Below are 17,474 nucleotides of genomic sequence, written 5' to 3'. Positions count from 1 at the left end.
CGCCGGCGCGTAACCTCTCTTACGCCTGGGGATGGATCATGAGCCTGAGTACTGCACAATTGTCGTTGGTCGAGCAGCGGGTGGCCAATGATGGGCCGAGCACCGGTGTGGCCTATCTGCTGTGGTTCTTCCTGGGCCTGCTGAGCGGCCACCGGTTCTATCTCGGCCGGCCGGTGACGGCGATCCTGCAGATCCTGAGCTATTTCATCCTCATCGGCTTCATCTGGTGGGTGATCGACGGCTTCCTGATCCCCGGCATGATCCGGAAAAAGAAAGACGACATCCGCCAGCGCACCACGGCCGATCTGCTAGCCCGGGGCAGCGAGGCCGAACCGGGCTGAGGGACCAGGCGGGACTGGATCTGAAATTCGCCGGCATCGGCGGCACCAGGACCATGCCGCTGGGCATCTTCTCACTGACTGAGAACTGGATACCCCTCTCGGCGTTCTTGAGAAATCTTGATGCCCAGATATATTACTGGATATATCTCGGAGGGCGCTATGGGCAGCTCGCAGAAACGTGCCGTACAGACCTACCGCGCTCGTCTGACCGGTCGTGGGCTGGCGCGCTTTGAAGTTCTGGCCCGAGACGAGGATCGCAAGCTGATCCGCGCCTTGGCCCGCCGCCTTGCGGAGGACAGCCCCGAGGCCTCACGCCTGCGCGCGGCGGTGGCCCAGACCCTGGACAGGGAGCCACCAAAGACGGGCGGAATCCTGGCCAGGCTGCGGGCCTCGCCGCTGGTGGGCGCGGACCTCGATCTCGCCCGCGCCCGTGAGGACGGGCGGGATGTCGACATCTGATGCGCTACCTGCTCGACACCAACATCATCAGCAACATCGCCAGGCCCGCACCGCCGGACTCGTTGCTCGCCTGGATGGGCGCGCAGAACGACGAAGACCTCTTTATCGCCTCGCTGACAGTCGCCGAAATCCGTCGTGGGGTTCTGGAAAAACCGGCCGGCAAGCGCCGTGATCAGCTAGAGGGCTGGTTCTCCGGCCCCGATGGCCCGCAGGCGTTGTTCGCTGGTCGGGTCCTGCCCTTCGACGAAGCCGCCGGCCTGATCTGGGGCCGCCTGATGGCAGAGGGAAGATCGCAGGGCCGCCCCCGCAGCGCCCTCGACACCATCATCGCCGCCGTCGCGGAGGCCTATGGCTGCACCGTGGTCACTGACAATGAAAAGGACTTCGCAGGGGTTGAGGTTCTCAATCCGCTTCGAGGGGCTTAGCCACGCGCCTAGGTCCGACCGCCCATCGGCCGCGTGATGACCCACAGCGAGACATTGTCGAGCTGCACCAAGTGGCGGCCCGGAAGGGACTCGAACCCCTGACCTTCGGTTTAGGAAACCGCTGCTCTGTCCTGCTGAGCTACCGGGCCGGCTTGGGCTGGAGCGATGCCATGGGGCGGGGGGCGGCGCCAAGCCCCTATGGTCTTGGCCATGCCAAACGAAAAACGCCCGGCGCTTGGGCCGGGCGTCTTGATCGTCTGGCGTGCGCCCAGATCAGGCGGCGGCCGAGGCCTTCACCAGCAGAGACTTGTTCAGCATGACAATGGCGGCGTCCCGGTCGATCCGCTCGATGGCGGCGACTTCCCGGGCCATGCGGTCCAGGGCCGATTCATAGAGCTGACGCTCGGAATAGGACTGTTCGGGCTGGTTTTCGGCCCGGTGCAGGTCGCGGACCACCTCGGCGATGGAGATCAGGTCGCCGGAATTGATCTTGGCTTCATATTCCTGGGCGCGGCGGCTCCACATGGTGCGCTTGACCCGGGCACGGCCCTTCAGGGTGTTCAGCGCCTGGCTGACCACATCGCCCTCGGCCAGGGACCGCAGGCCCGAGCTGCGCGCCTTGCCGGTGGGCACGCGAAGGGTCATTTTTTCATGGTCGAAGGTGATCACATAGACTTCAAGCGAAAGACCGGCGATGTCCTGGGTCTCGACCGCCTGTACCTGGCCGACGCCGTGCGCCGGATAGACCACATGGTCGCCAACCTGGAAATCCAGACCGTTCTTGCTCATAGCGAGACCCTTCAAAATGGACCGGGCGGGCTGATCAGGAGTCACGGAGACAACGCTCACAGGGGCAAACCGGTCCTCGTCGCGGCAGGCGCGAAGTCCGATAAACCTGGAGCGGAGCAAACCTCTTTAAGACACCCTCGCCCTTGGCGGGCGTGATCGGCCGGCGACGGCTCTTCTGTTGAACGACGGGGCAGGCGACAGCCGCCTACCTCCACGCCAAGTATGACGCTAACATAAAAATGAACCGAAAGAAAGGCTTGGGGTCCCCCAGAGCGGGTGGCCCCAGCCGGTCAGGAGCCGCGACCCGGCTTCTCGCTGAAGTACTTCTCCAGCTTGCCGGTCTCACGCTCGTACTGCTCGGCGTCTGCCGGAGGCTCGCCCTTGACGGTGATGTTCGGCCAGACCCGGGAATATTCCGAATTGATCCGCAGCCACTTGCCGTCCGGATCATCCTCGGTGTCGGGCTTGATGGCGTCCACCGGGCATTCAGGTTCACAGACGCCGCAGTCGATGCACTCGTCGGGATTGATGACCAGGAAGTTCTCGCCCTCATAGAAACAGTCGACGGGACAGACCTCGACGCAATCCATGAACTTACATTTTATGCAGGCATCCATGACGATGTAGGTCATCGGGTCGATAGCTCCGGTCGCCGCCAGCCGTGGCGAGAGTTTGGAAGGCGCGGTTTTTCATGGCGCGGGGGCACCTTGTCAACCACGGGGCATAGCCTGTCTTTGGCCCCCGCGCGCCTCAGTATATCTGCAAGGGTGAATAGAGGGTTCGGGCTTCGGTGGGCGGGCCGCGCCGCTCGCCCATGGCCTCGACGGTGACCGCCGTCACCCGGCCGCCAATGGCGAAGACCAGCTGGTCCCCAGCCCGCACCGTGCGCGAGGGCTTATCCAGACGGTTCTCCTGGCCCGACCGCGTCAGACGCACCCGCTTGGCCTCGACAAAGGCCGCCGCCAGGGTCCGGGTTTTGAAGAACCGCGCCCGCCACAGCCAGACATCGATGCGGCAGGTCTCGGCGCCGTCGGTCTCGCTCATGCCGCCCCTCCTGTGGCCGGGCTACGGCGCCGGCGGCGGGGCCTGCGCCTGGCCGTTGGGGCCGGAGCCGCTGGTGCAGCTGCTGGCGCCGCCGCCCTTGGCGGGGCCGGGCGCGGCGGCGGGGTCTTCAGGGCGGCCAGTGCGGCGAAGGGTGAGGCGGGCAGGGGGGGCTTGGCGGCCTCTGACTTGGCCAGGAGTTTGCGCCGCCGCCAAAGCCTGGCTGCTCCGGCCGGCCCGGCGGGACCCGCGGGGGCATAGTCCAGGGCGCGCAGGATCGTCTCCCCCTGCGCCGGGCTCCAGCCCAGGGCGGTCCAGAGCTCGGGGTCCAGCTGAAAGCCTCCGGCGGCTCTTGGGGCGGCCCGCAGCCGCGCGTCCAGATCCTCCAGAGCTTCGACCGGGACGGACAGGCCGCCGACCGCCCGGTGGCCATGGGCGGCCAACCGCCAGGGCGGCGGCATCTGCAGGGGCAGAGCGCCGAGCCCGACCGTTGGCGGGCGCCAGGGCGGGGCGTCTCCATAGGCCTCCGCGACATCGGCCTGGTTTGCAAAGGCCTGGGCGAAGGCGAGCGCCTCGGGCTTCAGAAGGCCCGGCATGAAAAGACTGAAGGCACCGATCCGCACCCCCAGCGCCTTCAATGCCCGGCGTTCCACCTGGCTGAGCGCGGCCACCTCCTCGCGCACCTGGGCGCGATCCAGCACGCCACCCTGCTCCAGCAGGCGGTAGGCCAGGCCCCGGGGCAGGCCCTTGATCCGGCCCTCGGTGACGGCGGCGTCGAGCTTGCGAAGCGGGTTCAGGCGGCGTCCGGCCTCGGCAGCCAGGAAGGCTTCCAGACGGCGCTGGGCCCGCTCCCGGGCGGCGGCCTCGCCAAGCTCGCCAAACAGCCGCACCCGCGGGGCGAAGGGCCGGCCACCGCTCAGCGTGCCGACGGCCTCGCTACGCCAAAGGACGATCCCGTCGGGCATGAGGGCGAAGGCCTCATCAGCCTCGGCGGCCAGCTTGCCCAGCCGGCGGGCGATCTCGGGACCCACCGCAGCGATGGCGGCGGCGCGCAGGGCCTTGGTCTCCAGGATCGAGGCCCCCTGGTCGGGCTCGAAACTCACGCCCCGCAGGCGGCCCACATACTGGCCCTCGACGGTGACGGCCCCATCACCGCCGACGCCGGCCAGCATTTCGTGGCGGACCCGCAGGCCCCGCATCAGCGCACTGGTGCGGCGGTCGACGAACCTCGCCATGAGCTTTTCGTGCAGGATGTCCGACAGTCGGTCTTCCAGCTGGCGCATTCTGCCCTGCCAGCCCGTCGGATCGACCAGCCAGTCGGGGCGGTGGGCCACATAGGACAGGGTGCGCACCGACGACAGCCGCTGGGCCAGGGCGTCAATCTCGCCCTCGGTGCGGTCCAGCTGTTTGTGCTGGCGGGCGATCCAGTCGTCGGGAATGCGGCGACGCCCCGTGGTCAGATTGTCGAACAGGTCGCGGACCAGGCGCACATGCTCCTCGGACGAGACCTTTCGGAAGTCCGGCGTCTGGCAGACGTCCCACAGCTTGAAGAGCGCAGCGCGATCTCGCACCCGGCTGACGATGTCGGGGTCTGAGGCCAGCTTGCGCAGGGTGATCTCGTCCAGGGCCTCCTGGGCCAGCCGCAGGCCCGAGCGATCAGGTGTGCGGGCCAGGGACCGCAGGAGGTCTGGAAGGGAGTCAAAGTCGAGCTTGGCGTTGCGCCACTCCGCGCCGGTCACGGCTTCGAACTGGTGGGTCTCGACCGCCTCGACCAGATCCTCGTCCATCTCGTCGCAGTCGCCGGTGACGCCGAAGGTCCCGTCCGTGCGGAAGCGCCCGGCGCGTCCGGCGATCTGGCCGATTTCCTGGGGGGTGAGCCAGCGATTGCGCCGCCCGTCGAACTTGCGCAGGCCGGCAAAGGCCACATGGTCGACATCCATGTTCAGGCCCATGCCGATGGCGTCTGTGGCCACCAGAAAGTCCACCTCGCCCGACTGATAGAGTGCCACTTGGGCGTTGCGGGTCCGGGGGCTGAGCGAGCCCATGACCACCGCGGCCCCGCCCCGCTGGCGGCGGATCAGCTCGGCGATGGCGTAGACCTGGTCAGCGGAAAACGCGACGATGGCGCTGCGCCTCGGCAGGCGGGTGAGCTTCTTGGAGCCCGCATAGGTCAGGTTCGAGAACCGCTCCCGGCTGACAATCTCGGCGTCGGGCAGCATGCGGCGGACCAGGGGCGCCATGGTCGAGGCGCCCAGCAACATGGTCTCGTACTTGCCCCGGGCATGCAGCAGGCGGTGGGTGAAGACGTGGCCGCGTTCAGGGTCGGCGCAGAGCTGGATCTCGTCCACGGCCATGAACTCCACCTCCCGCGACAGGGGCATGGCCTCGACGGTGCAGACGAAATAGACCGCCCGGGGCGGGACGATCTTCTCCTCGCCGGTGATCAGGGCGACGGAGCGCGCGCCGCGCTGCTTGACGATCCGGTCGTAGATTTCCCGAGCCAGCAGCCGCAACGGCAGGCCGATCATGCCCGAGGCGTGCCCCAGCATGCGCTCGACGGCCAGATGGGTCTTGCCGGTATTGGTCGGCCCCAGCACCGCCACCAGGCGGGACGGCGCCGCACCTGAAGGACGGTCACTCATGGGTCCAAGGTGGGGGCGGAATCACCCAGGAGCAAGCGGGTCCGCAGCCCTAGTGGGCCGTTACACTGGCTCTGCTGACACTTGATTCGAGGTGCAACCCCATGACCTCCCCGCCGGCGGCCGGCAGCTTGACCGAGTTTGACCTGGGAAGGCATCAGGTCGCAGCGTTGGGGACAACGAGGATATCGGTGTCGGCGAACCGCAAAAGGTCCTGGGCCACGCCACTTAACCATGCCTGTGCCAAGGGCGAACGCTGAGATGTCCCTATGATCACAAGTTCAGCCCGCATGCGAGCCGCTACCCCCCTGAGGGTCTCGGCCGCTGAAACCGTAATCTGTTCAGCGATTTGGTCTGCGGGATCCAGGGCTAGCGCTGCGACGAATGCCGTCAACTGCGCCTTGGCCGCGAAGGTCTCCGGGTGATCTTCAGGGCCCAGGTCTGTGAGGGCGCGCAAACTCTGTCTGGCGACTGCATAGGCATGCGCGACAGAGACTTGAGTCATCTCCAGCAGGCCGAGGTTCTTTGCAGTCTCGACCGCCCTGCGCGATTCGGCGGAGAAATCCGTAGCGACGAGGACCCGCTCGTAGGGGGCGGCAGCCAGGCCATTGGCCATCAGGACTGGCCTAGGGCTGGCGCGGATGATCCGCTCTGCCGTTGCACCAATGAAGACGTTCTTTAGTCGATCGCGTCGGTAGGGGCCGATGACTATCAGGTCAGCATCCTCAGCCCTCGCCATGATGGCGATCTGTTCAAAGGGTTCGCCGAGGGCCAGCCGGCTTTCACATCTTAGGCCGTCGAAGTCCCGTAGACTGGCCGCTAGCTTTTCAAGAAGCACCTGAGCTTCCCAGCGCTCCGCCTCAACAAGGCTCTGAGCCTGATCGTCGTCGACGACATGGGTCACCAAGAGATCGCAGCTGAACTGCCGGGCCAAAAGGGTGCCCCTGCGGATCGCCCGATCGGCCCGGGCGGAGAAATCTGTAGCCATCAGGATGCGGCGCAGGGTGGAACTCCCTGTTGTCTTGCTGATGCGATTGGGACCGAAAGACCATGTCGGGTCCGGTTCTGCAATGGCCGCAGGCTTCCCCTAAGGCAGGATTGACCGAACGGGGGTCTTGCCGGACGGTTGCGCAGGATCGCCTTCGCGGTCGCTTCAGGGAGATCTCTGGCTGTGCTTCGATCCATTCGACGGATGACCCTGGCCCTGGCGGCGATGACCCTGTCGGCCTGTGTGGCTGCGGACATTCCTTATGAGGAGCTGGAGGCTCGATATGGGAGTGAGACCTCCCGCTACATGGAGCTGCCGGATGGTGTGCGGGTCCACTACCGCGACGAGGGCAATCCGGAGGCCACGGTCACCCTGGTGATGGTGCATGGCTTCGCCGCCTCCCTGCATACCTGGGAGCCCTGGGTGGCGCGGCTGGAGAATGACTATCGGCTGGTCAGCCTGGACCTGCCAGGTCATGGCCTGACCCGGGCACCGGCGGGCTATCAGGCCAGTCCCGAAGGTCAGCTGGCGGTGGTGGACGCGGTGGCCCAGGGCCTGAGCCTGCCCCCCTTTGTTCTGGCGGGAAATTCCATGGGCGGCGGGGTGGCCTGGCGCTATGGCCTGGCCCATCCGGAAAAGGTGCGAGGTCTGGTATTGGTCAATGCCGCAGGCTGGCCGGAAACCGCCGAGCCTGCAGACGGCGCCGATAGCCGGCCCCTGGTGTTCAAGCTCTTAGAGAACCCTGTCGGCCGCAGTCTGCTGCGTAATCTTGATCCCCGCCCCCTGGCCGGTCGGGGCCTGCGCCAGGCCTATGGGGACGAAACGCTGGTCACGCCAGAGCTGATCGACCGCTATGTGGCGCTGGCCCGGGCCCCTGGGCACCGGGCCATCCTCACCGATCCCCGCCGACGGGGCGGCGCTGAACCGGTGACCCCTGAGACCTTCCAGGCGATCAAGGCCCCGACCCTGGTCATGGTCGGGGCGCTGGATCAGGTGATTCCCGCCGCGCGGGGGGCTGGCTTTGCGCAGGGGATTCCCGGGGCGCGGCTGATCACCTATGCCGATGGCGGACATGTGCCGATGGAGCAATTGCCCGACCGCACCGTGGCGGATCTGCGCGCCTTCCTGGAGGCCCTGCCGCCCGTCCCCTGAGGGGCCCAGGAACGCGGGCAAAACAAAGCGGGACCGAATCGGCGACAGGGGTCAATTCAGCCTTTGTTCTCCACAAGATATTGTAGTTCCGAGATTTTCGGACACAAGTGGACTTCCCAATCGGTCACGGGCGGGCGCTGGATTGTCGCCGCTCAGGATGAAAGTCACCGACGATCAGGTCGCCCGGAGCCAACCTTTCGCTTCTGCGCCGCTTCGCCTTGACGGCATGGGCGGGTTTCGCCTATATCGCCCGCTCTCTTGTGCGGACCGGGGTCCGCGCGTTTTGGTTTCCACGCGAAGGTTGAACACCATGTCGCGCCGTTGCGAACTCACTGGCGTTGGTCCGATGATCGGGCACAATGTCAGCCACTCGAATATCAAGACCAAGCGTCGGTTCCTGCCGGCCTTGTCTCCGGCTACGCTGCAGTCCGACGCCCTGGGCCAGTCCTTCCGACTGCGCATCAGCAATGCGGCCCTGCGCACCCTTGATTTCCGGGGTGGCCTGGACGTGTTTCTGGTCAAGGCTAGCGATGAGCAACTCTCGCCGCGCGCGCTGAAGATCAAGCGTCAGCTGAAGGCCAAACTGGCCGAGGCCAAGACCGCCGCCTGAGGGCGTCAGGTCTGACGATAAGATTGAAAGGGCCGGTCCTTCGGGGCCGGCCTTTTTCGTGGTCGGTGGGTGGCCTGTGGGCCTGTTCAGGGCGTCCAGTTGAAGGCCAGCAGCAGGGTGCGCTGGCTGGCACTAAAGTTGTCATCCGACAGGATATAGACGCGGTAGCCGCCGTTTGGCCGTGGGACGAAGTGCACGCCCTCGAAGTTGTCCAGGGTGAGGGGCCGGGCCATCTCCATCCGGGCGACTTCGCCGGCAGGGCCGGTAATCGACAGAACGATCCGGTTTCCCCTTAGCCGGTCCCAGGCCCGCAGCAGATAGGCGGTCTGGTCGCCAGGCAGTCGGCGCAGGGCGACGAGGCCGAACTCCGGGGCCTTGGCGACCTGTGGTTCAGCCACGCAGGGCGTATTGAGGCGGCAAAGCCAGGTCTGGCCCGTCTCCTCGCCCCCGGCCACGTAGGCGTCGGGCCCCCGTTCAGGGTCAGCGGCCAGGGCCTCCAGTCCGCCGTTCAAGGGGAACTCAGCCTCTGGTGCGGGGACTGCACGGGGCGGTCCGCCGGCCGCTGGATAGAGCCAGATACGGCTCATGCGTTCGAAACTGACCAGCCGGTCGCCATTGTCCAATTGGGCCAGGCCTTCGGCGTCGGACATCTCCTTGTTGGGCAGGGGCTTGCCATCGAGGCCGCTCAAGGGGCTCAGGGTGACGCCGGTCAGGCCCGTCAGGCGATCATTTTCGAAGACCAGCTGGCCCTCGATCAGGTCGCCCTCGTCGCTGATGGCGGTCAGCCGGCCGTTGGCATCCACCACAAGGTCAGACAGGCCGTGGAAGCGCGAAGTATCCCCCGATGACAGCTGCAGCCCGCCGGCATAGATGAAACGGCCGAGGGCGTTCTGGTCGGGGGCCTCGGGGTTGAGGGGGACTGGAACCGCCAGGACATTGATCGATGCGCCAGCGGCCACCGGCGCGGCGGGCAGGGGAGGAGACGCAGGGGCGCAGGCCCAAAGCCCCACCAGGGCGATCAGGGCGCCGAGACGGGGCAAAGGGCTCATGCCAGAACTCTCCGGACTTCCTTGAAGGTGGAACCGCGGCCGGGGCCTGAGGGCCCCTGCGTGCTGGGCGGGGGCGCCAGCAGATTGGCGGTGGCCCGTGACGACTTGCGGATCTCCTCGTCGAACAGTTCGGCCAGCTGATCGACAATGACCCCGGCCAGCTGCTCCACGTCGACGATGGTCACCGCCCGGCGATAATAGCGGGTCACATCATGGCCGATGCCGATGGCGATCAATTGCACCGGGCTCTTGGTCTCGATCTCCTCGATGACTTCGCGCAGGTGCCGCTCGAGATAGTGGCCGGAGTTCACCGACAAGGTGGAGTCGTCCACCGGCGCGCCGTCGGAAATCACCATCAGAATGCGGCGCTGCTCGTGCCGGCCCATGAGGCGCTGGTGCGCCCACATCAGGGCTTCGCCGTCGATGTTCTCCTTCAGGAGGCCTTCGCGCATCATCAGGCCCAGATTGCGCCGGGCCCGGCGCCAGGGGGCGTCGGCGGCCTTGTAGACAATGTGGCGCAGGTCGTTGAGCCGGCCGGGCTGGGCGGGCTTGCCGGCCTTCAGCCAGTCCTCGCGGCTGGCACCGCCCTTCCAGGCCCGGGTGGTGAAGCCGAGGATCTCGGTCTTGACCCCGCAACGCTCCAGGGTCCGGGCCAGGATGTCGGCGCAGATGGCGGCGACCATGATCGGGCGTCCCCGCATGGAGCCCGAATTGTCGATCAGGATGGTGACGACGGTGTCGCGGAACTCGGTGTCCTTCTCTTCCTTGAAGGACAGGGGCGCGGTGGGGTCGATGATCACCCGGGTCAGGCGGGCGACATCGAGCATGCCTTCTTCGAGGTCAAAGCTCCAGGTGCGGTTCTGCTGGGCCATCAGCTTGCGCTGCAGCTTGTTGGCCAGGCGGGAGACCACGGTCGACAGGCTGGCCAGCTGCTGGTCGAGATAGGCCCGAAGCCGGCCCAGCTCCTCGGCCTCGCACAGCTCCTCGGCGGCCACGATCTCGTCATGGGCGCTGGAGAAGACCTTGTAAGTGGGGATCCTGGCGTCGGCCCTGGGGTCTGGGCGGGCGGGCTGCTCGCCTTCGCCCATGTCGGGCTGTTCGTCAGTGTCCTCGGCGTCCGGGTCCTCCTCGGCCGACATCATCTGGCTGTCGGTCTCTTGGCTCTCCCGGTGGGTGGACTCGCTGTCGTCCATCGCCGTCTGCTGGGGGGACTGGTCCTCGCCTTCGCCGCCGTCCTGGTCCTCGGCCGATTCCGACACCGCCTCATCGCCGCCCTCTTCGTCCTCGTCCGGCTGTTCCGGGGCGTCAGAGAGATCATCGCCCATGGACAGGTCGCGCAGGATGGCCTTGGCGACCTTGCCGAAGGCCTTCTGGTCCTTGAGGTTGGCGGCTAGGCGGTCGAGGTCGGTGCCAGCCTTGGCCTCGATCTCGGCGCGGAACAGATCCACCAGCGGACGGGCGGCAGGCGGCGGCGCCTCGCCCGTCAGGCGCTCGCGCACCATCAGCGAGACGATCTCGTCCATGGGCGGATTGGCCTGGGCCTCCAGGGGGTTGAACGGCTTTTTGGCCCAGGTCTGGTCCAGCACCGCCCGCAGGTTTTCCCGAACCCCGCCCAGGGCGTTGGCCCCGATGGCCTGGGTCCGGGCCTGCTCGATCGCATCATAGATGGGCCCGCCCTGGGCCGACTGGGGCCGGCCCTTGGCATGGGCGGCTTCATCGTGATGGGCCAGGCGAAGGGCCATCTGGTCAGCCAGACCGCGCATCCGCGCGGCGTCTTCGGGGCCGAGATCCCGGGGGGGATGGGGCAGGATCGCGCGGTTGCCCTGCAGCTGAGGGCCTTCTCCGGAGAAGACAATCTCCAGATCCGGCGCTTCGGCCAGGGAGCGTGCGGCATTGGCCAGGGCGCGCTTGAAAGGCTCGACCGGGCTCTCGGGGGGGGACTTGGCCATCACCGCCTAGATAAGGCGCCGTGAGGCCTGGGGGAAAGCAGAAGATATTCCCCCGTCTGGCTTTGGAACGGGGATCGGGGCCACCGCGTTGTCTACGTCACACACATGGCTGTTCTGGAGGCGACCCCATGCTCAAATGGGCCCTGATTTTTGCGCTGATCGCCCTCGTGGCTGGTGCCCTTGGTTTTGGCGGCATCGCGGGTGCGGCGGCCGGTATCGCCAAGATCCTGTTCTTTATCTTCCTGATCGGCTTCGTGATCTTCCTGGTTCTGGGGGTCATGGCCGGCAAGAAGATCACCGGCGGCTGACCTGCTGATCCCTGCAAACTGAGAACGGCCGCCGCTCATAGCCTGAGCGGCGGCCGTTTTCGCAGGTCACTGTCCCTGGGGTTCAGGGTTTGCGGGCGGCAATCCAGGCCGCGCCCTGGGACTCCACCAGAGCCAGGATGTCGCCCATGGCCAGGTTCACGTCGATCAGATGCAGGCCCCAGTCCTTGAACACGACCCCGTTCTGGATCACGTCGCCGGCAATGGTGTCGGTGCGCAGATCGGCCGGATCGGCATTCACGGTCACGGCCAGATAGTGGAATCCGTCCTGACGCACGCATTCGGCGCTCAGCAGGCCCGGAACTGAAACGAAGGGGGTGGTCACCGCAGCCCCGTCCTTCACCCAGGCCTGGCGCCCGCCCCCGGCGCTCAGCAGGTCTCCGGCGCTGGTCAGATAGGCGTGCAGATCGGCCTTGCCCCCCGCCAGGGCGGCGGGATTGACGCAAGCGGCTTCCATATTGGCTGCCGGGGGCGGGGCGATGCCGAACCGGGAGTTGGCCGGCGGCGGCTGGTCGGCGCGGAAGCTCACATAGGCCACCGCGCAGCCGGTCTGACCCGGGGCCTCGCATAGGGGGACATTCTTTAGAGTCCCGGTCTTGCCACCCTTCTCCACCAGAAGATTGGTGCCGATGAGCAGGGCTGAGACCAGCCTGTCCTGCACGGGTTTGCCGTCGATCTCATTGGCGATGAGCTGGGAGAGGACGCCGGCACCCTGGCTGTGGCCGATCAGGACCACTCCGCGACCCTGGTTTTCGTGAGTCAGGTAATGGTTCCAGGCATCCACCACGTCGAGATAGCCGGTATTGGGCCGTGGACCGCCGGCGGGCAGGGCACCGCCGGTGACCAGGGTGCGCAGGGCCGTCAGGGTGAACTGGCGGTAGAGGGGGGCAAAGACCCGGCATTTGGCACCCAGGCGCGACAACTGCTGCTCCACCACCCGGCGCTCCTCAGCGCCTGCGGTCATGTCGCTCAGAATACCCGGGTCGTTGGAGACCGTCGGATAGACATAGAAGCAGTCGACCGGTGCCTGGGGGTCCGCCGACCAGGTCTCTACCGCCATGGCACCATTGGCCGCGACGATGGTGGTGCTGTTGTCCCCGGCGCAGGCGTCGTCCTGGCCAGGCCAGCAAAGCCAGCTGGCCTTGTCGCCATAATCATTGGCGGGCAGCACCGCCCCAGGAGGGGCGGCGGCGGTCTGGGCCTGGGCGGGTGTGGCAGCAGACGCCAGGGCCAGTGCCCCGGCGGTGGCGGCGAGTGCGGCGAGCAACGTCCTGGACATGTCTTCCCCCGAGCTGCGGATCAGATCCGTAAATTTGGCCGGACCATTGCTCAGCGCGATGGGGTCGTCCAGGTCTGAAGGGGACTTACGGGGCCATTCCTTACCCAAAAACCATCTGTACAAGGATAGAAGTGACGGATTTGACCCTTCTTGGCGGACGATGGCGACCAGATGTCGCAAAAATGACAGCCAAACGTCATAAAACCTTCACAAGAGCGCGCGCTCGTGAGAGCCTTTCCCCAAGTCGAGGTTTTGGCCTCGCCATAAGTGGAGGAAACCATGAGAGTTCTTGTTCTCGCCGCCGCTGCGGCCCTGATCGCCGGGTCCGCTCAGGCTGCTCCCGCGACGACCGTGCAGGACGCCGCTCGAGACGCCGTGGCCCGGGAATCGGTGACGCCGAGGGTAGAGCGCGTGGTCTATGTCTGTGACCGCTCTGAGCTGACCCGCCGGGCCTTCGCCCGCGAGCATGGCGAGGTGAAGTTCGTCACCGCTGAGGAGGCTCTGAACGGGTCGTCCGATAGCTGGGCTGCGCCGCGCTGCGTCAGCGAGGTCGAGGCCGCCAAGCTCAACGCCATGCTGCAGCGCTAAACCTTCGCCGAGCACGACCGAAACGAAAAACGGCGGCCCGTTGGGGCCGCCGTTTCCATGTCTAGCGTCAAGAAGGAGCCCTTAAGCCACCCGCACCCGGGCCGTGCTTTCCGGCAAGTCCTTGCCGAAGGCGCGCTGGAAGAACTCGGCCACGGTGCCGCGTTCCAGCTCATCGCACTTGTTCAGGAAGGTCATCCGGAAGGCCAGCGCCACATCGCCGCCGAAAATCTCGGTGTTCTGCGCCCAGGTGATCACTGTGCGCGGGCTCATGACCGTGGAGATATCCCCGTTCATGAAGGCGTTGCGAGTCATGTCAGCGACACGGACCATGGCGTTGATCGTCCGACGGCCCTCGTCGGTGTCATAGTTCGGCGACTTGGCCAGCACGATCTCGGCCTCGGCATCATGCTCCAGATAGTTGAGCGTGGTGACGATGGACCAGCGGTCCATCTGACCCTGATTGATCTGCTGGGTGCCGTGATAGAGGCCGGTGGTGTCCCCAAGACCGATGGTGTTGGTGGTGGCGAACAGGCGGAAATAGGGGTTCGGCCGGATCACCCGGTTCTGGTCGAGCAGGGTCAGCTTGCCCTGAGCTTCCAGGATACGCTGGATGACGAACATCACGTCCGGGCGGCCGGCGTCGTACTCGTCGAACACCAGGGCGATCGGCCGCTGAAGGGCCCAGGGAAGAATCCCCTCGCGGAACTCGGTGACCTGCTTGCCCTCTTTCAGGACGATGGCGTCCTTGCCCACCAGGTCGATGCGGCTGACATGGCTGTCCAGGTTCACGCGGATCAGGGGCCAGTTGAGCCGGGCGGCGACCTGTTCGATGTGGGTCGACTTGCCCGTGCCATGATAGCCCTGGATCATCACCCGGCGGTCGTAGGCAAAGCCCGCGCAGATGGCCTTGGTGGTCTCCGGATCGAACCGATAGGTGTCGTCTATCTCCGGGACATGGCTGTCGCGGTGGGAAAAGGCCGGCACGGACATGTCCATGTCGACACCGAAGGTGTCGCGGACGGCGACCTTCTTGTCCGGGACAAGGGTTAGCAGGGCGTCGTCGTGGGTCTGGGAAATCGTGCTCATGACGAGGTTCGCATACAGGGTTACGTCCGCAAAGCAAACGTGTGTTTCATAGGCAGCCGATCAAAAACAATGAGGAGACGCCGGCGTCATGTTGGACAAGGTTCATACACAAAGTTCGAAAGTTCAGGTGGCGCCTGCGGCCTCGGGATTTGGTGCCGTCGTGACCGGTCTGAACCTCGCCTCGCCTATGGACGAGGTGACCCTGGGGCAGGTGCGCGGCGCCTGGGCTGACCATGGTGTGCTCAGCTTTCCTGGCCAGCCGCTCAGCCTGGATGAGCTGGAGGCCGTGACGCTGCAGTTTGGCCCCTTCGGCGTTGATCCCTTCATTGCCCCCATGCCCGGGCGGCCCAATGTGCTGGAACTGCGCCGGGAGCCTGACGAGAAGGCGACCAACTTCGGGGCGGGCTGGCATTCGGACTGGAGCTTCCAACCGGCCCCGCCCGCAGCCACCCTGCTGCATGGTCAGGTGATCCCGCCGGTGGGCGGCGACACCATCTTTGCTGACTGTGCCGGGGCCTATGCCGCCCTGTCGCCGGTGATGCAGGACATGCTGGCACCCTTACGCGCCATCCACAGTGCCGGTCGCGCCTATGGGACCAAGGGGGTCTTCGCCCGGGAGACCGAGAAGCGCACCATGCAGATCATCGTCTCCGAGGAGGCGGACAAGACCCATACCCACCCCCTCGTGCGGACCCATCCGGTGACCGGGCAAAAGGCCCTGTTCGTGAGCCCGGTCTATACGCTGGGCATCGAGGGCATGACCCCGGCCGAGAGCCAGGCGATCCTGGGCTTTCTGTTCGCCCATATGACCCAGGCGGAGTTCATCTTCCGCCACCGTTGGGCCAAGGACACTCTGCTGATCTGGGACAACCGCCGCACCATCCATCTGGCCGAGGGCGGCTATGACGGCCACCTGCGGGTCATGCACCGGACCACTGTGGCCGGTGAAGTCCCGGTTTAGATCCTGACGCCGCCGCCATCACCAAGCCGCCCGACTGCGCGGCCACATTCGCGTCTGGCTCGGCCTGGTCTGGACGACAGACGCCCGAGCCCAGGTCAAAGGGAGACCGAGCATGAGCCGAAACCAGCCCGCCGAGGACGCCGCCATGGCCTGCCTCGACGCCTTCATGATCGCCTTTAACGCCCGGGACATTGGGGCCTTCGAGAAGACCTTCAACTTTCCCTCGATCCGCCTGGCGTCCAACACCTTGCGGATCATCAACCAGGGCGACCAGAGCCAGGCAGTGTTTGAACAGACTGCCCTGAAGGACTGGGACCACTCAGCCTGGGAAAAGCGAGAGATCATCCATTCGGGGCCCGACAAGGTGCATATCAACACCCGCTTCACGCGATACCGCAAAGACGGAAGCGTCATCGGGGGGTTCGATTCGATCTATGTGGTCACCTGTGAGGACGGTCACTGGGGGATCAAGGCGCGGTCCAGCTTCGCCCCCTGAGCGCCTTACGGCCGCGAGCCCGGCACCAACCGGCTTCAAGGGGCGGGAAAATTGCCGCGCAGTTCGAGGTCGGCTGTCTCCTGGCCGGCGAGGGGCAAGAGATTGAAATCTTCCGAAGCCGATTGGCGGGGATCATGGCCGTGGTGCTGGGCGATGACCGCGCGGGTGACGGCCTGCATCAGGGCCTGACGCTCTGGCACCGATCTTGTGGTGTCGGCGATGAACACTGCCACTGCATAGGTTCGGCCATCAGGGGCGGTGAGCAGACCCACATCGTTGTAGCCGGTCGCCCGGGCCCCCAAAACCTGGCCAGTTCCGGTCTTGTGGGCGAGGTGCCACCCTTCCACCAGGCCCCCCGCCAGTCGGTCAGGCCCCGTCTGGCTCCTGCCCATGAGGTCGAGGAGCAGGGCGGTGGAGTCTTCGGACAGCAGGTCTCCCGCCGCCAAACGATCCAGGGCTTTGACCACGGCTGCGGGGGTCGCGCCATCGGCGGGGGCGCTGAGATAGGCTTCCAGGGCAGCTCGGCGTTCGTCCTGCGGCATCGCCGCCCGGGCTCGCCAGAAGTTGCGCCCGAAGGAAAACTCCGGCCGCCAGTCCAGGCCAGCGATGGCCGTCTGGAAGTAGCGTTCCTCATCGGCCAGGCTGATGGCCCCGAGCTCGCGCTCAGCAATGACGGCGCGCACATGGTCAGGGCCCCCCACCAGCCGGATCAGCACATCATTGGCCGCATTGTCGCTGCGGCTGGCGGCGCTGGACAGCAGGTCTCCTACGGTCGTGCGATAACCATAGCGGCCCACATGGTCGCGGATCGGTTGGTGGAAGATGCTCAGATCCTCCCGCCGCACCGTCACGGGATCGCTCAGGCTCAGGACGCCGCGGTCCACCGCATCGAGCACACTGATCGCCACCCAGAGCTTGCTGACGCTCTGCTGCGGATAGAGCGCCTCGCCGTCGTGAGTCGCGGTCCAGCCGCCCTCCAGATCCCGCACCGCAATCCCCGCCCGGCCATCGAAGGCCGCGCCCAGGGCGGCGATCTGCGCGGCCAGGGGGGCCGGGGGCTGGGGGATAGGCGGCGGCAGCCTGAGAGACGCCCATTGCGCCATGGGGCGCTCGCCGGCCCCGGGGCTGGGTGTGGCCGGTGTCAGGGCCGTCGTCCCAAAGGCGCAGACGGACAAGACACCGGCGATGGTCCCGACGGCGAAGCGGCGTTGGGCCCGAGCCTGGGCCAGGCGGCCGGCCTTTCGGGCCGCCATCAGCTGCAGGATCGACTGGTCTTCCGCAATCACCCTTGCGCCC

Annotated in this window: 19 protein-coding genes and 1 tRNA gene; 9 read left to right on the top strand and 11 right to left on the bottom strand. The window is 66.3% G+C overall.

The features are described from left to right. Window positions 1-38: 38 nt before the first annotated feature. The 3 genes from MH112_RS13735 to MH112_RS13725 all read left to right on the top strand — a co-directional run bounded on the left by MH112_RS13735 (window position 39) and on the right by MH112_RS13725 (window position 1,225). Window positions 39-341, top strand: a complete 303-nt coding sequence (locus MH112_RS13735; RefSeq protein ID WP_296568730.1) for a TM2 domain-containing protein — start codon at window positions 39-41, stop codon at window positions 339-341. Between the two features lie 159 nt (window positions 342-500). Next, on the top strand, window positions 501-800 hold the full coding sequence (locus MH112_RS13730) for a hypothetical protein (protein WP_296568726.1): 300 nt from the start codon (window positions 501-503) through the stop codon (window positions 798-800). Then, complete coding sequence (locus tag MH112_RS13725; protein WP_296568723.1) at window positions 800-1,225, top strand: type II toxin-antitoxin system VapC family toxin; 426 nt, start codon at window positions 800-802, stop codon at window positions 1,223-1,225. The genes MH112_RS13730 and MH112_RS13725 overlap by 1 nt, the downstream gene beginning before the upstream one ends. A 72-nt stretch (window positions 1,226-1,297) precedes the next feature. Here the strand turns inward: MH112_RS13725 and MH112_RS13720 are convergent. From MH112_RS13720 to MH112_RS13695, 6 genes are all read right to left on the bottom strand, one after another. Continuing rightward, window positions 1,298-1,374 (bottom strand) — tRNA-Arg (locus tag MH112_RS13720). A 124-nt stretch (window positions 1,375-1,498) separates the two neighbouring features. Continuing rightward, window positions 1,499-2,014, bottom strand: a complete 516-nt coding sequence (locus MH112_RS13715) for a CarD family transcriptional regulator (protein ID WP_296568721.1) — start codon at window positions 2,012-2,014, stop codon at window positions 1,499-1,501. Between the two features lie 290 nt (window positions 2,015-2,304). Continuing rightward, window positions 2,305-2,646 carry a ferredoxin FdxA gene (gene fdxA / locus MH112_RS13710; protein ID WP_296568720.1) on the bottom strand — a complete coding sequence of 114 codons (342 nt, stop codon included), beginning with the start codon at window positions 2,644-2,646 and terminating at the stop codon, window positions 2,305-2,307. A 118-nt stretch (window positions 2,647-2,764) separates the two neighbouring features. Continuing rightward, entirely contained in the window at window positions 2,765-3,058 is a 294-nt protein-coding gene (locus tag MH112_RS13705) for an RNA-binding S4 domain-containing protein (RefSeq protein ID WP_296568718.1), read from the bottom strand. Next, window positions 3,055-5,697 (bottom strand): helicase-related protein, encoded by a 2,643-nt coding sequence (locus MH112_RS13700; RefSeq protein WP_296568717.1) that lies wholly within the window; start codon window positions 5,695-5,697, stop codon window positions 3,055-3,057. The genes MH112_RS13705 and MH112_RS13700 overlap by 4 nt, the downstream gene beginning before the upstream one ends. 154 nt (window positions 5,698-5,851) lie before the next feature. Next, entirely contained in the window at window positions 5,852-6,682 is an 831-nt protein-coding gene (locus MH112_RS13695) for a universal stress protein (RefSeq protein ID WP_296568715.1), read from the bottom strand. Between the two features lie 183 nt (window positions 6,683-6,865). Here MH112_RS13695 and MH112_RS13690 point away from each other — a divergent pair, with 183 nt between their 5' ends. Continuing rightward, window positions 6,866-7,834 carry an alpha/beta hydrolase gene (locus tag MH112_RS13690; protein ID WP_296568712.1) on the top strand — a complete coding sequence of 323 codons (969 nt, stop codon included), beginning with the start codon at window positions 6,866-6,868 and terminating at the stop codon, window positions 7,832-7,834. A 310-nt stretch (window positions 7,835-8,144) separates the two neighbouring features. Then, entirely contained in the window at window positions 8,145-8,444 is a 300-nt protein-coding gene (gene rpmB / locus MH112_RS13685) for a 50S ribosomal protein L28 (protein WP_296568709.1), read from the top strand. Window positions 8,445-8,530: 86 nt separating this feature from the next. Here the strand turns inward: rpmB and MH112_RS13680 are convergent, their stop codons facing one another. Beyond that, window positions 8,531-9,493, bottom strand: coding sequence for an esterase-like activity of phytase family protein (locus MH112_RS13680; RefSeq protein ID WP_296568707.1), 963 nt, complete (start codon window positions 9,491-9,493; stop codon window positions 8,531-8,533). Further along, on the bottom strand, window positions 9,490-11,442 hold the full coding sequence (gene cobT / locus MH112_RS13675) for a cobaltochelatase subunit CobT (RefSeq protein ID WP_296568706.1): 1,953 nt from the start codon (window positions 11,440-11,442) through the stop codon (window positions 9,490-9,492). Before cobT ends, MH112_RS13680 begins: the two co-directional genes overlap by 4 nt. Before the next feature lie 128 nt (window positions 11,443-11,570). On the opposite strand from cobT, the gene MH112_RS13670 reads away from it, so the two are divergent. After that, window positions 11,571-11,750: a DUF1328 family protein gene (locus tag MH112_RS13670; RefSeq protein ID WP_296568703.1), complete on the top strand. Its 180-nt coding sequence runs from the start codon at window positions 11,571-11,573 to the stop codon at window positions 11,748-11,750. A gap of 82 nt (window positions 11,751-11,832) precedes the next feature. Here the strand turns inward: MH112_RS13670 and MH112_RS13665 are convergent, their stop codons facing one another. Continuing rightward, the gene (locus MH112_RS13665) at window positions 11,833-13,047 is read right to left on the bottom strand and encodes a DUF3089 domain-containing protein (protein WP_296568700.1); all 1,215 of its coding nucleotides are present in this window, start codon (window positions 13,045-13,047) and stop codon (window positions 11,833-11,835) included. A gap of 279 nt (window positions 13,048-13,326) precedes the next feature. Here MH112_RS13665 and MH112_RS13660 point away from each other — a divergent pair, with 279 nt between their 5' ends. Beyond that, entirely contained in the window at window positions 13,327-13,635 is a 309-nt protein-coding gene (locus MH112_RS13660; protein ID WP_296568697.1) for a hypothetical protein, read from the top strand. A gap of 81 nt (window positions 13,636-13,716) precedes the next feature. On the opposite strand, the gene cobS is transcribed toward MH112_RS13660, so the two are convergent. Next, window positions 13,717-14,721, bottom strand: a complete 1,005-nt coding sequence (gene cobS / locus MH112_RS13655) for a cobaltochelatase subunit CobS (protein WP_296568693.1) — start codon at window positions 14,719-14,721, stop codon at window positions 13,717-13,719. Between the two features lie 127 nt (window positions 14,722-14,848). On the opposite strand from cobS, the gene MH112_RS13650 reads away from it, so the two are divergent. Both MH112_RS13650 and MH112_RS13645 read left to right on the top strand, forming a co-directional pair. After that, on the top strand, window positions 14,849-15,682 hold the full coding sequence (locus MH112_RS13650; protein WP_296568690.1) for a TauD/TfdA family dioxygenase: 834 nt from the start codon (window positions 14,849-14,851) through the stop codon (window positions 15,680-15,682). A 112-nt stretch (window positions 15,683-15,794) separates the two neighbouring features. Beyond that, window positions 15,795-16,178: a hypothetical protein gene (locus MH112_RS13645; protein ID WP_296568687.1), complete on the top strand. Its 384-nt coding sequence runs from the start codon at window positions 15,795-15,797 to the stop codon at window positions 16,176-16,178. 35 nt (window positions 16,179-16,213) lie between these two features. Here the strand turns inward: MH112_RS13645 and MH112_RS13640 are convergent, their stop codons facing one another. Beyond that, the gene (locus MH112_RS13640) at window positions 16,214-17,464 is read right to left on the bottom strand and encodes a serine hydrolase (RefSeq protein WP_296568684.1); all 1,251 of its coding nucleotides are present in this window, start codon (window positions 17,462-17,464) and stop codon (window positions 16,214-16,216) included. Between the last annotated feature and the right edge of the window lie 10 nt (window positions 17,465-17,474).

The organism is Phenylobacterium sp., assembly GCF_022402485.1.
Taxonomy (GTDB): Bacteria; Pseudomonadota; Alphaproteobacteria; order Caulobacterales; family Caulobacteraceae; genus Phenylobacterium.
Note: the sequence above shows the minus strand (reverse complement) of the source record. Positions and strands in the feature narration are given on the sequence as shown.

Bases quoted from the DNA above. Each gene is read 5' to 3' on its own strand.
- MH112_RS13735 (WP_296568730.1), top strand. From the start codon at position 39: ATGAGCCTGAGTACTGCACAATTGTCGTTGGTCGAGCAGCGGGTGGCC.
- MH112_RS13730 (WP_296568726.1), top strand. From the start codon at position 501: ATGGGCAGCTCGCAGAAACGTGCCGTACAGACCTACCGCGCTCGTCTG.
- MH112_RS13725 (WP_296568723.1), top strand. From the start codon at position 800: ATGCGCTACCTGCTCGACACCAACATCATCAGCAACATCGCCAGGCCC.
- MH112_RS13715 (WP_296568721.1), bottom strand. From the start codon at position 2,014: ATGAGCAAGAACGGTCTGGATTTCCAGGTTGGCGACCATGTGGTCTAT.
- fdxA (WP_296568720.1), bottom strand. From the start codon at position 2,646: ATGACCTACATCGTCATGGATGCCTGCATAAAATGTAAGTTCATGGAT.
- MH112_RS13705 (WP_296568718.1), bottom strand. From the start codon at position 3,058: ATGAGCGAGACCGACGGCGCCGAGACCTGCCGCATCGATGTCTGGCTG.
- MH112_RS13700 (WP_296568717.1), bottom strand. From the start codon at position 5,697: ATGAGTGACCGTCCTTCAGGTGCGGCGCCGTCCCGCCTGGTGGCGGTG.
- MH112_RS13695 (WP_296568715.1), bottom strand. From the start codon at position 6,682: ATGGCTACAGATTTCTCCGCCCGGGCCGATCGGGCGATCCGCAGGGGC.
- rpmB (WP_296568709.1), top strand. From the start codon at position 8,145: ATGTCGCGCCGTTGCGAACTCACTGGCGTTGGTCCGATGATCGGGCAC.
- MH112_RS13680 (WP_296568707.1), bottom strand. From the start codon at position 9,493: ATGAGCCCTTTGCCCCGTCTCGGCGCCCTGATCGCCCTGGTGGGGCTT.
- cobT (WP_296568706.1), bottom strand. From the start codon at position 11,442: ATGGCCAAGTCCCCCCCCGAGAGCCCGGTCGAGCCTTTCAAGCGCGCC.
- MH112_RS13670 (WP_296568703.1), top strand. From the start codon at position 11,571: ATGCTCAAATGGGCCCTGATTTTTGCGCTGATCGCCCTCGTGGCTGGT.
- MH112_RS13665 (WP_296568700.1), bottom strand. From the start codon at position 13,047: ATGTCCAGGACGTTGCTCGCCGCACTCGCCGCCACCGCCGGGGCACTG.
- MH112_RS13660 (WP_296568697.1), top strand. From the start codon at position 13,327: ATGAGAGTTCTTGTTCTCGCCGCCGCTGCGGCCCTGATCGCCGGGTCC.
- cobS (WP_296568693.1), bottom strand. From the start codon at position 14,721: ATGAGCACGATTTCCCAGACCCACGACGACGCCCTGCTAACCCTTGTC.
- MH112_RS13645 (WP_296568687.1), top strand. From the start codon at position 15,795: ATGAGCCGAAACCAGCCCGCCGAGGACGCCGCCATGGCCTGCCTCGAC.